This window comes from Rhizobium sp. WSM1328 (assembly GCF_057653715.1).
Map to the genome: position 1 here is coordinate 903465 of NZ_CM172788.1, position 13336 is coordinate 916800.

The 13336-nt window shown below is 61.2% G+C and carries 13 protein-coding genes; 8 read left to right on the forward strand and 5 right to left on the reverse strand.

Features of this window, described 5'->3' with window-relative positions; all coding sequences use genetic code 11:
• Positions 1 to 182: 182 nt before the first annotated feature.
• The 3 genes from AC2444_RS04630 (at position 183) to AC2444_RS04640 (ending at position 1547) form a co-directional block, all read left to right on the forward strand.
• A complete protein-coding gene (locus AC2444_RS04630) occupies positions 183 to 575 on the forward strand; it encodes a hypothetical protein (protein WP_003546502.1) in 393 nt (130 codons plus the stop codon).
• Between the two features lie 97 nt (positions 576 to 672).
• The gene (locus tag AC2444_RS04635) at positions 673 to 1128 is read left to right on the forward strand and encodes an NUDIX hydrolase (protein ID WP_012756589.1); all 456 of its coding nucleotides are present in this window, start codon (positions 673 to 675) and stop codon (positions 1126 to 1128) included.
• Positions 1129 to 1205: 77 nt separating this feature from the next.
• Positions 1206 to 1547 (forward strand): hypothetical protein, encoded by a 342-nt coding sequence (locus AC2444_RS04640; RefSeq protein WP_017993372.1) that lies wholly within the window; start codon positions 1206 to 1208, stop codon positions 1545 to 1547.
• A 33-nt stretch (positions 1548 to 1580) separates the two neighbouring features.
• Here AC2444_RS04640 and zwf read toward each other — a convergent pair whose 3' ends face one another.
• The 3 genes from zwf to AC2444_RS04655 form a co-directional block, all read right to left on the reverse strand.
• Positions 1581 to 3089, reverse strand: coding sequence for a glucose-6-phosphate dehydrogenase (gene zwf / locus AC2444_RS04645; protein WP_012756591.1), 1509 nt, complete (start codon positions 3087 to 3089; stop codon positions 1581 to 1583).
• 137 nt (positions 3090 to 3226) lie between these two features.
• Positions 3227 to 3997 (reverse strand): trans-aconitate 2-methyltransferase, encoded by a 771-nt coding sequence (tam, locus tag AC2444_RS04650; RefSeq protein WP_012756592.1) that lies wholly within the window; start codon positions 3995 to 3997, stop codon positions 3227 to 3229.
• Positions 3998 to 4110: 113 nt separating this feature from the next.
• Complete coding sequence (locus AC2444_RS04655) at positions 4111 to 5385, reverse strand: hemolysin family protein (RefSeq protein ID WP_012756593.1); 1275 nt, start codon at positions 5383 to 5385, stop codon at positions 4111 to 4113.
• A gap of 652 nt (positions 5386 to 6037) precedes the next feature.
• Between AC2444_RS04655 and AC2444_RS04660 the strand changes: the two genes are divergently transcribed.
• From AC2444_RS04660 to AC2444_RS04675, 4 genes are all read left to right on the forward strand, one after another.
• Positions 6038 to 8419 (forward strand): methyl-accepting chemotaxis protein, encoded by a 2382-nt coding sequence (locus AC2444_RS04660; protein WP_012756594.1) that lies wholly within the window; start codon positions 6038 to 6040, stop codon positions 8417 to 8419.
• A 175-nt stretch (positions 8420 to 8594) separates the two neighbouring features.
• Positions 8595 to 9137 carry a P-loop NTPase family protein gene (locus AC2444_RS04665; RefSeq protein WP_012756595.1) on the forward strand — a complete coding sequence of 181 codons (543 nt, stop codon included), beginning with the start codon at positions 8595 to 8597 and terminating at the stop codon, positions 9135 to 9137.
• 41 nt (positions 9138 to 9178) lie between these two features.
• Positions 9179 to 9547: a GNAT family N-acetyltransferase gene (locus AC2444_RS04670; protein WP_244432246.1), complete on the forward strand. Its 369-nt coding sequence runs from the start codon at positions 9179 to 9181 to the stop codon at positions 9545 to 9547.
• A gap of 125 nt (positions 9548 to 9672) precedes the next feature.
• Complete coding sequence (locus tag AC2444_RS04675; RefSeq protein WP_012756597.1) at positions 9673 to 10182, forward strand: P-loop nucleotide/nucleoside kinase family protein; 510 nt, start codon at positions 9673 to 9675, stop codon at positions 10180 to 10182.
• Between the two features lie 59 nt (positions 10183 to 10241).
• Here AC2444_RS04675 and AC2444_RS04680 read toward each other — a convergent pair whose 3' ends face one another.
• Complete coding sequence (locus AC2444_RS04680) at positions 10242 to 10709, reverse strand: cupin domain-containing protein (RefSeq protein ID WP_041935483.1); 468 nt, start codon at positions 10707 to 10709, stop codon at positions 10242 to 10244.
• A gap of 443 nt (positions 10710 to 11152) precedes the next feature.
• On the opposite strand from AC2444_RS04680, the gene AC2444_RS04685 reads away from it, so the two are divergent.
• The gene (locus AC2444_RS04685) at positions 11153 to 11971 is read left to right on the forward strand and encodes a sugar phosphate isomerase/epimerase family protein (protein WP_012756600.1); all 819 of its coding nucleotides are present in this window, start codon (positions 11153 to 11155) and stop codon (positions 11969 to 11971) included.
• 249 nt (positions 11972 to 12220) lie between these two features.
• On the opposite strand, the gene AC2444_RS04690 is transcribed toward AC2444_RS04685, so the two are convergent.
• Entirely contained in the window at positions 12221 to 13264 is a 1044-nt protein-coding gene (locus AC2444_RS04690; protein WP_012756601.1) for a zinc-dependent alcohol dehydrogenase family protein, read from the reverse strand.
• Positions 13265 to 13336 lie beyond the last annotated feature (72 nt).

The following is a 13336-nucleotide window of genomic DNA, read 5'->3' on the forward strand; positions in this document are numbered from 1 at the left end:
AGGCGTGCTTCTGCCGCCTTCATCGAACCATCGTTTCCTTGTTATAAGCAGGCAGGTGCATGCCGACAACTGTTTGCGTTGAAAGCAAAACCGGACAAAGTGCGGCCCGGGGAGGGGCCGGCTTGAGTTGCTGTGGAATTTCGATTAACGTTGACGTTAACGTCAAATAACAGGAGGCTGACATGAATGAAATTGTAACCCAGATCGCCGATCGCGTGGGTATCGCGCCAGACCTCGCCGAAAAGGCGCTCGGCATGATGCTCGGCTTTCTGCAGCGCGAGGCCGCCGATGGTCCGGTTGCCAAGATGATCGAAGCGATCCCTGGCGGCGCCGATCTCGTTGCCCAGTTCAACGGCGCAGGCGCCGGCGGCGGCGGCCTGCTCGGCGGGCTGATGAGCTCGCTCGGCGGCGGCGGCATCATGGGGCTCGGCCAGCAGCTGATGGGTGAGGGCCTCGGCATGGGCGAGATCACTTCGCTTGCCAAGGAAACCATCGCGATCGCCAAGCAATATGCCGGCGAGGAGGTTGTCGACGAGGTCGTCGCTTCCGTTCCGGGCCTCAGCCAGTTCGTCTGAGACGAGGGATCGGCAGGAGCCTCGCTTTGTTGCGGGGCTCACTGTTCTCGCTATACCGGGGTGAAAAGCAAGCCCTGTCCCTATGAAAGGAGAGTTCGTGACCGTCTGGCGCCCATCGCAGCAGATCAGGGTGAAGGTGATCGGCCTCGCCTGGCGGAAAGACCAGCTGCTTGCCGCCGAAGTGGAGGATGACAGCGGCCGCATCAAGGGCGTTCGCCCGCTTGGCGGCGCGATTGAATTCGGCGAGAGCCGCGAAGAAGCCCTGCACCGCGAATTCCAGGAGGAACTCGAGACCGATATCCGCATCGTCGGCCCCTGGCATCTGCTTGAAAACATCTACGAGCATCACGGCGCGACCGGTCACGAATACATCTTTGCTGCCGATATCGAACTGGCCGATGCATCGCTCTATGAGCGCGACGAAATCCACTATTCCGAGCTCGACGAGACGGCGGCGACCGCGCGCTGGTTCTGTCGCGACAGCCTGCGGGACGCCGGCATCGATCTCTATCCGACAGGTCTCGACAGGCTGCTGTCGCGCTGGCGCGATTGAGCCGGAGATCGCCCGCTCTGAGGTGCCATATTCCGATCGCCAAACTTTGATCGTCCGCCTCCGCTTCCGGGGGAACAATGAGGTCGTTCTGCTGTTTCTGTCGCATCGCTGAAACCATAGGGAATAGCATCATGCGTATGTTTCTTGCAGCAGCCTCGATCATTCTCCTCGGCTTCGTCGCTCCGGCCTTCTCCCAGGCGCTTGCTGATATGGACTCTAGCGGCCGCTTCGGCGGCATGCCACCCGGCACGGTGCCGGGAGCGGAATCCAATGGCGGACTCATGATTCCGCTCGATCCAGTCGAAACCGGTGATATCACCGTCGTCATTCCGTCCGATCGGACCATCTGCCCGCGGCCCGGAACGCGTCAGTACCGCGCGGCAGAGCGCGACGGTACGCTAAGCGACGCCTGCCGCTGACAGGATAGGCCCCAGATCAGAAAGCAGGACCGGCTATTTGTCGTTTTTGTGCAGCACGACGCCGAGTTCATGCCACTGCCGCCTGTCGCGCTGCATCAGTTCGTCGGCTGAGGCGGGTCCCATGCTGCCCGGCGCGTAGGCGTCAGGCACACTCTGGTCGTTCGCCCAGATATCGAGGAAGGGCTGCACCACCGCCCATCCGGCTTCGATGCCGTCGGCGCGCTGGAACAGCGTCTGATCGCCGATGAAGAGATCGTAGAGCAGTGATTCATAGCCGGTGGTCTTGGCAATATCGAATTTGTCGGCATAGCGGAAATCGAGCGAGACCGGCACGGTATCGACCGAAAGCCCCGGCGATTTGATCGAGATTTCCATGCTCATGCCCTCATCCGGCTGCACCTGGATCACCAGCCGGTTCGGCGGCAGGCGGCGCTTGACGTCGGTCTCACGAAACTGCGCGAAGGGCACCGGCTGGAAGGTGATGACGATCTCGGTGTCGCGCGCCGTCAGCGCCTTGCCGGTCCTGAGATAGAAGGGCACGCCGGCCCAGCGCCAGGTATCGGCATAGAGCTTCAGCGCCACGAAGGTCTCGGTCCTGCTGTCTGGCGAAACGTCCTTGGTGTCGCGATAGGCGGGAAGCTGAGCCCCATTGAGCGGGCCCGCAGCATAGGCGCCGCGCACGCCATGCGTCTTGGCCTCCTCAGGCGTATAGACGCGCAGCGCCTTCAGCACCTTGCTCTTTTCATTGCGGATCGCTTCGGCATCGAAGCTGTTCGGCGGCTCCATGGCGATCATCGCCAGCAGTTGGAAGAGATGGTTCGGCACCATGTCGCGCAGCGCACCCGTCGCATCGTAGAATTTGCCGCGGCTGCCGACATCGACGATTTCGGCAGCGGTGATCTGCACATGGTCGATATAGCGGCTGTTCCACAAAGATTCGATCATCATGTTGGCGAAACGGGCGGTCATCAGGTTCTGCACGGTTTCCTTGCCGAGGAAATGGTCGAGCCGGTAGACTTGGCTCTCCCCGACCTGCGCGAGGATCTGTGCATTGAGCGCCTGCGCCGAGGCGAGATCGGTGCCGAACGGCTTCTCGATCGCGACGCGGCGGAAGACGCCGTCGCTTTCATCGGTCAGCCCATGCGCGGCGAGCTTCTCGACGATCGTGCCGAAGAAGGAGGGTGGCACCGCGAGATAGAAGGCGGCATTCGCATGCGGGCCCAGCCTCTTGCCGATCTCGACGAAAATATCGTCCTTGGTGAAATCCCCGGACGTATAGGAAATTCGCCGGCGCAGGCTTTCCCAGGCCTCGTCCTTCACCATCGGCTCTTCGCCGCTCAGATGGCTGAGGAATTGGTCGAGCCGCCCGCGTAGGAATTCGTCGTCACCCGGTTCGATGCCGATGCCGAGAATGTGGAGATCCTCGCCGACCAGGCGGCTGCGCGTCAGATTGATGATCGCCGGCACCAGCAGGCGGCGCGTCAGGTCTCCGGTGGCGCCGAAGATGACGAGGGTGACCGGCGGGGTAGGGGCAGCGTCCATGTGTCATCTCCTTGGATTTTGCGGCCGACTATACTGCGCGCCAGCTTTGCCGCAACATATGCAGGCGAGGGATAACAAGCATTTGACACTATCCGGGGCGCCCGAGCTCGAGTAGCCTTGCTTGCCGGCGGTCAGCGTCAGCCTTTCACCGCCACCATGAAGATCCTCGGAAACCTGAGCAGCACCCGCCCGTCCGACATCTTGGGATAGGCCTTTTCCAACCGCTCCAGATAATCGGCCAGGAACGCCTCGCGATGCTCTTCGCCGGCATGGGCGAGATAGGGCATCAGCCCGGTTCCCTTCACCCATTCGACGATATCAGCAGCATCCGCCATCGGGTGATTGTAGACGCTGTGCCAGATATCGACGCGCGCGGCTTTGGCGATCAGTCGGCTGTAATAGGTGGACGGCGGCGGCAGCGACCTGCGGCGCACGCTCTTCGCCTCGAAGGCGGATTTCCACGGGCCGGCATGCGCCGTCTCCTCCATCGCCAGATGCGAGGGTTCGCCGAGATTGTCGGGCATCTGCACGGCCAGCACGCCGCCTTCGGAAAGCCCGTCCATCAGTCGGTCGAAGATATCGAGATGATCGGGCAGCCATTGGAAGACGGCATTGGCAAACAGCAGGTCGGCGGGTTCGTCCGGCTGCCAGCGGGTGAGATCGGCCTCGACGAAGGCAGTGCCCGGAAGCCGCTTGCGCGCCGCCTCCAGCATGTTCATGTCGCTGTCGACGCCCGAGACGCCGTCCGCCCCGTAGCGCTCGATGATCAGCTCGGTCGAATTGCCCGGGCCACAGCCGAGATCGATGGCATGACGAAGGTTTTGCAGCGGCACCTGTGCCAACAGGTCGCGCGCCGGTCGCGTGCGCTCATCCTCGAATTTCACATATTGATTGGCGGACCATGCCATGGCGTTCACTCCTGCTGTCAGGCCACATCGTCGATGTGGTGGATGCGGATCTTGTCGATGTTGCGGCCGTCGAGATTGACGACCTCAAAGGCGAAGTCGCCGGCGACGAAGCTTCACTCAGCCGACACAAGTATTTTGTCCACGCGCCTCCCGTCGAGATCGACGACTTCGAAGCGCCATCCATCTCTCGTGAAGCTCTCGCCCAATTCCGGCAGATGTTTCAACTCTTCCAACACCAGGCCGGCGACAGTCTGATATTCCAAGTCGCCATCGAGCTTGAGGTTTAAGAATTCAGCGAACTCGTCAATTGGCGTCCAGCCCGACACGAGATAAGAGCCGTCGTCTCGCCGAGCGATGGCCTGTTCATCGACCGGTCCCTCCTGCAGAGCCCCCATGATTGCTTCCAAAATGTCACCTGACGAGACAACCCCCTCGAAGTGGCCGTACTCGTCGAAAACCAGCACCATGTGAACGGGCGATTTCCTGATGGCTTCAATAACATTGATGGCAGTTGAAAGGTCTGAAACCACCGGGACGTCTTGCGTCAGAGCCTTGATGTCGGCGCTGCCGTGTTCGGACATCGCGTCGTAGAAGTCCTTGACCGGAAGGATGCCGATCACCTCGTCCGAACTGCCTTTTCGAACGGGCAACCGCGACCGCTTCGTCCTGTGCAACTGGGTCCGAATTTCATCAAGGCTGTCGTCGATATCAATAATTTCGACGTCCCGTCGGGGCGTCATAAGCGCTCGGGCAGTGCGATCCGCCAGCCGCATGACACCTGATATCATCGCGGACTCTTCGCTTTCGATCACTCCAGCCGACTGCGCCTCGGCCAGAACAGTTTTGATTTCTGCGTCAGAGACATTTTCGCCAGCTTTTCCTGTTTGGCCCAAGAGTTTGAGCACAAGGTTTCCGGAGGCGTTTAGAAGCCACACGAGTGGCAGCGCAATTTTTGAAAGGACCGCCATAGCGGGTGCGACCCTGGCCGCAACCGCTTCGGGTTCCCGCAATGCGATCTGCTTTGGAACAAGTTCGCCGACGATCAACGAAAGATATGTGATTGCCACGACGACTGAACCTACGCCAATGGCATCAGCGGCCGTCGATGACATTCCCTGGGCTTCTAGCCATCCGCTCAGGCGGCCGCCGAGCGTGGCCCCCGAGAAAGCGCCGGATAGAACGCCGACCAGCGTGATGCCGATCTGCACCGTTGAGAGAAAACGACCAGGGTTTTCAGCAAGTTTGATCGCTTGAGCTGCACCCTTGCTTCCATTGTCGGAGAGGACCTTTAGGCGAGCTGTTCGAGAATACACGACGGCCAGCTCCGACATGGCGAGCACACCATTCAGGATGGTGAGAAACGCCACAATTCCAATTTCCAGAAACACAGGGACCCTATTCGTTTAGGTTGTAGTGCCGCATTCATCAGGCGAAGCGGCGAGGCATTCGAAGGGACGCTCTTATACGCATATACGCATCGCCTGTCGTCTCTCCATCATAGTGTTGACATCAGTGCAGGTTCCATCAGACCGCTCCTCTGAAGTGAGCCGCGGCCGCCCGTCAGCGGCAATGGTCTGGGAAGCGGCCCTCTCTGCGGGAGCATAGACATGCTTGACGCGAGGCGGAGGTCATCGCACCGTCTACAATGGTCGCCTGCTTCCTCGGCCGGGAGATCCCGGTTGGAAGGGGCGGAGCTTGTACTGGATGGGTCGCTGTCAGGCATGTCGCAATTTTGACGGTGAAACAGTGCCGACGCAAGAGGCGCCGGGCGAAAATCCTTATAGCGTCTTGATGTGACAGTTTCGCCAACGGCAGCACCATCGCGTTTGCGCGTCTTAAAAGAGGCGCGGCGATCAGCCAGTCATAAGGAAAGCTGCCGCAATACACCGTAAATTAACAGCCTGTCCGTATTTTCTCCAAATTGCGAACGATTTCCGTGACGTGCAGCCACGTCCTGAAATCAGTTCTCGGTCTGGGGAAGCCGGGACGGAATAGATCGGTGCGCGATCGACGACCTGCCCGCTTGAGGAGGTTAAGCGCATGCAGTTCAAATCGGCGACCGGACGCAACATTTTTTCCGTGGCGGCCTGCGGTGTCATCGCCACGATCGCGGCATCGGGCGTTCTTTTTTACATCGCCTACAACGATATGCGCAAATCGAGCCTCGATCAGATGCTCCAGATCGCCGCCACCAATGCGCTCAACGTCGAGAAATCCATGGGCGTGGCACTCGGCATCGTCAATGCGCTGGAAACGTCGCTGTCGACGATGAAGGACGGCGGAAACGCCAATCGTGCTGCTGCCGACGACCTGCTGAAGAACATGCTGCAGGATAATCCGATGGCGCTCGGTGTTTGGACAGGCTGGGAACCGAATGCCTTCGACGGCAAGGACAAGGATTTTGTCGGCAAGGAAGGCCACGACACGACGGGCCGCTACGTGCCTTACTGGGTCCGCAGTGGCGACAAGATCCAGCACACGCCGCTGGTCGATTATGGCGTGTCGGGCGCCGGCGATTACTACCAGCTGCCCTTTACCCAGAAAAAGATCGTCGTCATCGAACCCTATGTCTACGCGGTCGACGGCAAGGACGTGCTGATGACCTCGGTCGCCAAGCCGATCATGGTCGATGGCAAGGCGCTCGGCGTCGCCGGCATGGACATTTCGCTGGACGACGCCAACAAGGCGATCTCGGCGGTCCATCCGATGGAGACCGGCTATCTCAGCCTGGTGACGGGCGCCGGCAGCATCATCAGCCATCCCTCCGCCGAGCTCGCAGGCAAGAATATCAAGGACGGCGGTGATCTGACCGCCGGCTGGGATCAGTTGATCGCCAAGCCCGGCGTCGCGCAGGAGATCGCAGGCCCGGACGGCCAGAGCTATTTCTCGGTCGCCTATCCGGTAAAGCTCACGAATGACCTCAACTGGTACGCCGTCGTCTCGGTGCCCAAATCCACCGTCTTTGCCCAGCTCAACAACATGGCCTGGAGCGCCGTAGCGATCACCGCCATCGCTGCCCTCCTGCTCGGTCTCGCAGGCTGGCTCATTGCCCGCAAATTCATCCGCCGCATAGAGGGTGTGATTGCCGAGACTGATCGTATCGCCCATGGCCAGCTCGACGTGCAATTGAACGACAAGAATGCCAAGGACGAAATCGGCGACCTCTCGCGTTCTCTCGCCATCCTGCTGGAAAGCAACCGCCAGAAGATCAAGCTGGAAACGGATGCGGAAACCTCCCGGTCCCGCGAAGAGATCGAACGGCAGGAACGTTCCGTCCTCCATGCCGCCCGCGAAGATTCGATCAAGTTCGCGGTCAGCGAACTCGGCAACGGACTGGCCAGCCTTTCCAATGGAGACATGACCATCCGGCTGGAAAAGCCGTTTGCCGACTCGCTTGACGAAATCCGCGTCGATTTCAATGCGTCTGTCGAAAAGCTCCAGGGAGCCCTGATTTCCTTCTCCGAAAACGCCGCCGTCATCCAGGCCGGTTCGGAAGAAATCCGCTCCGGCGCCGACGATCTCGCCCGCCGCACCGAACAGCAGGCCGCTTCCGTCGAGGAGACTGCCGCCGCGCTCGAGCAGATCACCACCTCGGTCAAGGACTCCACCCTTCGCGCCGAGGAGGCGGGAACGCTCGTCAGCCGCACCAAGGATGGTGCGGAAAAGTCCGGAGAGGTGGTGCGCAATGCCGTCGATGCCATGACCGGCATCGAGCAATCCTCGCAGTCGATCTCCAACATCATCGGCGTGATCGACGATATTGCCTTCCAGACCAATCTGCTGGCCCTCAATGCAGGCGTTGAGGCAGCACGTGCAGGGGAGGCCGGCAAGGGCTTCGCCGTCGTCGCACAGGAAGTGCGTGAACTGGCGCAGCGCTCGGCGACGGCCGCCAAGGAGATCAAGGCGCTGATCACCTCGTCCGGCGCCCAGGTCAAGCGTGGCGTCGATCTCGTCGGTCAGACCGGCAAGGCGCTGCAGGCGATCGTTGGCGAAGTCCAGCAGATCAACAGCAATGTCCAGGCGGTCGTCCAGGCCGCCCGCGAACAGTCGACGGGTCTCCTCGAGATCAACACGGCGGTCAACCAGATGGACCAGTCGACCCAGAAGAACGCCGCAATGGTCGAGGAATCGAATGCCGCCTCGCACACGCTGGTGACCGAGGTGTCCGCTCTCTCGGAGCGCCTGGCACAGTTCAATCTCGGCCAGATGGCAAAGGCGGCCCCCGTCGCCCGGACGGCTGCCAAGCCGTTGGCACGCCCGGTCGCGGCGACGCTTGCGGCGCGTAGACAGGTTCCCGCCTCGGCCACCGACCATGCCAGGCCCGCTCCCTCGCCGGCCCGCGCACTCGGCGGCAAGCTCGCAGCCGCCTTCGGCACCTCAGCCGCACCGGCTTCGACCGAGGGCAACTGGGAAGAGTTCTAGACATTTGGCGCGCGACGCTGCTAAGCGCCGCGCCACACGCGCCCTCGAGGGCGGCACATTGTTTTTCCACACAGCTGCAAGGATGGCGCGCGCTCAATTTTGATTTGAAAGCATTCAATATCTCGCGCTAAGGTCACACAAAACCAGCATCAGCGCAAAGTCCTCGGAGTTGCCGATGACGTTTCCCAATCCCTCAGCCGCCTTTGACCGCATGCTCATCATGGGCAATGGCGGCGCGGGTAAAACATGGCTTGCCCGTCGTATCGGCGAGCAGCTTCACCATCCGGTTGTCCACCTTGATGACATGCATTGGGAGCCGGGGGGCTACGGCATCGCTCGCGACAGGGCGTTGCGGGATGAGATGGTCATGGCAGCGGCCGAGCGCGATGTCTGGGTTATGGAGGGCGTTTACGGGCAGCTGGCGAACATGGTCCTCAGCCGCACGACGATCCTGATCTGGATTGATCTGCCGGAGGAAGAATGCATCGCCAACATCAAGGAGCGAGGCATCCAGGGCGGCGAGTCCCAAACCCAGTTCGATGGCCTTTTGAAGTGGGTGGCCGAATACCGGAGTAGAACGAACAACTGGAATTCCTTCGAGACGCACACCCGATTGTTCTCGGTCTTTTCCCGTCCGAAATTCCTGCTATCGAGCCGTGAGGCCGTCACCGATTTTTGCCGGCCGATTGTCCACGAGCATCGACGAGGCCATCGATGAACGAGCCTAGATTTCCGAATGACGAGGGCGAAGCCGCCTGGATGGTCGTCCAAGTGTCTGCGGATGAACACTGGAACGCCTACCACGACATCCGCCGCGCTGTCCTTTTCGAGGCCCGCGGGTTGATTGGCTATGATGCGAACCATCCCGATGATCGAAGGGATGGGCATTTCCCTTTGCTGCTTTTGCTCGAAAATACTCCGGTGGGTGCGGCTCGCCTCGATCTGATGGACGATGCGGCGGCGTGGGTGCGAACCGTCGCGATCAGGGCGGAATGCCAGGGAAAAGGGTACGGGCGGTTGCTCATGGCCGGCCTCGAAAAATTCGCATCACGGCACGGGGTCAAGAGATTGGTATGCGGCGCGAGACGCCGTCGGATTCTACGAGGCGCTCGAATGGACCGTCGTTGAGGCCGGTGGTGAAAACCCCGTGCTGACAAAGGAATTGCGAACCAGGCCTCAATGGTGAAGTATTGCGTTGACCGTGAGCTGCTCTGACGTTCTCGTGGAGCCTCTCCAAAAACGACGAGGTGACGATGCTCATTATCTTCGGTGGTCTGCCTGGCAGTGGAAAGACGACGATCGCCCGCGCTTTGGCTGAGCGGTTGAATGCGGTCCATGTGCGCGTCGATACCATCGAGCAGGCAATCCGTGCCTCCGGAATTGCCGATGATGCCGGGCCTGCAGGCTATATCGTGGCTTACGGTATTGCCGGAGACAATCTGACCCTTGGCAGGACCGTTATCGCCGACTCCGTCAACCCGCTTCGGATAACCCGGTCAGCGTGGCTTTCGGTCGCGCAAGCTGCCGGGGTGACAGCGGCGGAGGTCGAGGTTGTTTGCTCGGATAAAGCCGAGCATCGCAACCGTGCTGAAACGCGCCTCACCGACGTCGAAGGTCTGGTGAAGCCGACATGGCAAGAGATTTCCGAAAGAGCCTATGACGAATGGCACCATGCAATCGTCATCGATACGGCTTCAAAAACGGTCGACGCCGCTTTGGATGAACTGGTGAGCCGATTGAAATCGCTCCCGCCAAATGCCTAGCATAACCGACGAAGGAACGCATGATGTCGTCCGAAGAACGACACCACGCACGCGCGCCGTCACGCCGCGAGGATGGTGATCCCATAGGCGTTAGCAGCCGCCGTCATGCGGGCGATGGTTTCGGCCGAAGGGCTGGCCTTCGGTGGCTCGGTCGCGCCTTCCGCTTCGATGAACTCGGCCATGTCCCGATCGACGATCGCAGAAAAGACCACGGGGACGGTTCCGCGGTTGGAATAGCCGTGCACCATGAAGGGAGGGATGGTGACGATGTCGCCGGCGCTGGCCTCGATCTCTTCGGGGCCGCTGTCGCTCAGGCGCCAGATCGTCAGGCGTCCCTCGAGGATGCGGAACACTTCGGGGCTCGCATGCGCATGTTTCGGCGTCCGGCTGCCTGATGGCACGGTGACGTCGAAGATATTGAGCCAGGCTCCGCTGATCCGGAGCCGCCGCTCGACCCGGTCACCGAGGACGAAAAACCGCTTTGCCTCGTCGCTCGCAGGCATTTTCACAAATGAGTTGGACATCATGTCTCTTTCTTTTTCTTACAGGGCTTCTTCTTATGGGCTTTTTCTTGCGGGCGCAGCCGTTAGACCTTTGCGCCGTCTTTGACAACCCGCCCTGTTGTTGGGGGTGCCATCGCCGAACGCTTTCAAAGAAGCCCGCGACATCGGCCGAAGCGATGAACAAGCGGCTCCGTTGCCAAGAGTTCAGCGCGGCTCGCGCGCCACTACGTCACGAGACTGTCGGGGCCGATATCGGTACTTCGGGGCGTTTCCGCAAGGTCCGGCAATGCCGCATCAGCTATGCGGAAATGACTGAGGCCGGAAGGGTTCGAAAGGCTCGGCGCCTGTAATACCGCCGACACAGAAGGAGCGCATAGAACGCGGCGGCTGTTCCTGGCCTTCCCTGGGGCTGTCCTTCCACGCCGTCCCGGCATTCACATGATCATTCACATTGATGGAGCGCATTCATGTCCTCTCTTCCCGTCGTCGGCGCCGCCATGACGCTCGATGAAGTCGAACTTCACCGTGACTGGCTGTTCGAAAAGTCCCGCGATCTCGAATTGCAGAGCTTCGTCGATGCCGAGGTTCTGAACGGCGACTGGGCGCCGCTCGCCGCCCGCGCCAGAAGGCTTCTCGACGGTCATGGCGGCCGCCTCGGCATTCACGGCCCGTTCTGGGGCTTCACCATCGCCTCGGAAGATCCCGATATCCGCGCCATCGTCACCCGGCGCCTGCTGCAGGGCCTCGATGTCTGCGCCGCCATCGGCGCGACCCATATGGTCATCCACAGCCCTTATACGTCCTGGTCCTACAACAATCTCGACGACAATGCCGGCGCCCGCGAGGCCTTGGTCGAGCGCACGCACATGACCCTGCGCGACGCCATCAGGCGCGCCGAGGATATCGGCTGCACCATGGTCATCGAGAACATCGAGGACAAGGATCCGCATATTCGCGTGGCGCTTGCCGAGAGCTTCCAATCGCCTGCCGTTGCCGTCTCGATCGATACCGGCCACGCCCATTATGCCCATGGCTATACCGGTGCTCCGCCGGTCGATTATTACGTCAAGGCCGCCGGCAACCGCCTCCAGCATGTCCACCTGCAGGATGCCGACGGATATGCCGACCGTCACTGGAGCCTCGGCGAAGGCTCGATCCGCTGGCACGCCGTCTTTAGGGCCCTTGCCAAGCTCGAAAGCAATCCTCGCCTCATCATCGAGATCAAGGACAAGTCGAAGATCCCGGCTTCTGCGGCCTATCTCGCCTCGATTGGCGTGGCTGAATAAGGGTCGTTGCAAAGCGGCCTGGCTCCCTCTTCTCCCCTCGGGGAGAAGGTGCCCGTAGGGCGGATGAGGGGGCAGCACGGGCAGAACATTTATTATTGCCCTTCGCTTGCGCTCAGCGCATTCGCGGCTTTGCCGCTCACCCCCTCATCGCCTCGCTATCGCTCCGGCACTTCTCCCCGCTGGGGAGAAGAGGACAGTGGCGGCGCTTTGCTCCTCCCGTGCTCGCTATGGACGGGAGGCGGAGTCGCCTCACGAAAACCGCGTAATCACGCTGATCCCCGTGGCCTCGGCCTTGTCGAGCGCCATCAGCGCGGGCACGGCTTCCTCGAGGCTGATCCGCCGTCCGATCAGCTTCTGCGGCGCTATCTTTCCGGCCGAAAGCATCGACAACATGGCGTCGTAGCGCCAGGCCTGCATGCCGTGGCTGCCGTAGATTTCCAGCTCGTGGCCGATCACCTGTGCCATCGGGATTTGCGGCGTCGCATGCTCGCCGAGCATCAACCCCACCTGAACATGCCGCCCGCGCCGGCGCAGGTTCTTGATCGAGTTGAAGCAGGTAACGGGATGGCCGAGCGCATCGATCGAGACATGCGCACCGCCCTTGGTGATCTCGCGCACTGCCTCCGCCACGTCGGCAACGCCTGACGCATTGACCGTCGCCACCGCCCCGCACTCCCGCGCAAAGGCGAGTTTCTCCTCGGATATATCGATGCCGATCGCATTCGCCCCGAGCGCGGTGGCGATCATGATCGCCGACAGGCCGACGCCGCCGCAGCCATGTACGGCGATCCATTCGCCAGGCCCGGTGCGGGCCTGGTCGGCGACGGCGCGAAACGAGGTGGCGAAGCGGCAGCCGAGGCTTGCCGCCGTCGCATCGTCGATCGTATCGGGCAGGTGCACCAGATTGGTGTCGGCATAATCGATCGCCACATATTCAGCGAACGACCCCCAATGGGTGAAGCCCGGCTGGAACTGGTTCGGGCAGACCTGCTGGTTGCCGGAATGGCATTCGCTGCAATGGCCACAGCCGGAAACGAAGGGCACGGTCACCCGGTCGCCCACCTTGAAGCGCATCACGCCGCGGCCGGTGGCGACGATCCGCCCGGCAAGCTCGTGTCCCGGCACATGCGGCAGGCGAATATCGGGATCGTGCCCCATCCAGCCATGCCAGTCGCTGCGGCAGAGCCCGCTGGCCCCGACGGATATGACTACACCGTCCTCGGCCGGCGTCGGATCGGCAACGGTGCGGATTTCGGGCGCCTGTTCAAAGGCTTCGTAGAACATGGCTTTCATCGGCGTCTTTCCTTGCTGCTTATCCGCTGTTGCGCCCATCATCGCATGCGGCAGCCAGCCATTCCAACATTC

Bases quoted from the DNA above. Each gene is read 5' to 3' on its own strand.
- AC2444_RS04670 (WP_244432246.1), top strand. From the start codon at position 9,179: ATGGTCGTCCAAGTGTCTGCGGATGAACACTGGAACGCCTACCACGAC.
- AC2444_RS04690 (WP_012756601.1), bottom strand. From the start codon at position 13,264: ATGAAAGCCATGTTCTACGAAGCCTTTGAACAGGCGCCCGAAATCCGC.
- AC2444_RS04630 (WP_003546502.1), top strand. From the start codon at position 183: ATGAATGAAATTGTAACCCAGATCGCCGATCGCGTGGGTATCGCGCCA.
- zwf (WP_012756591.1), bottom strand. From the start codon at position 3,089: ATGGACGCTGCCCCTACCCCGCCGGTCACCCTCGTCATCTTCGGCGCC.
- AC2444_RS04685 (WP_012756600.1), top strand. From the start codon at position 11,153: ATGTCCTCTCTTCCCGTCGTCGGCGCCGCCATGACGCTCGATGAAGTC.
- tam (WP_012756592.1), bottom strand. From the start codon at position 3,997: ATGGCATGGTCCGCCAATCAATATGTGAAATTCGAGGATGAGCGCACG.
- AC2444_RS04680 (WP_041935483.1), bottom strand. From the start codon at position 10,709: ATGATGTCCAACTCATTTGTGAAAATGCCTGCGAGCGACGAGGCAAAG.
- AC2444_RS04675 (WP_012756597.1), top strand. From the start codon at position 9,673: ATGCTCATTATCTTCGGTGGTCTGCCTGGCAGTGGAAAGACGACGATC.
- AC2444_RS04640 (WP_017993372.1), top strand. From the start codon at position 1,206: ATGAGGTCGTTCTGCTGTTTCTGTCGCATCGCTGAAACCATAGGGAAT.
- AC2444_RS04665 (WP_012756595.1), top strand. From the start codon at position 8,595: ATGACGTTTCCCAATCCCTCAGCCGCCTTTGACCGCATGCTCATCATG.
- AC2444_RS04660 (WP_012756594.1), top strand. From the start codon at position 6,038: ATGCAGTTCAAATCGGCGACCGGACGCAACATTTTTTCCGTGGCGGCC.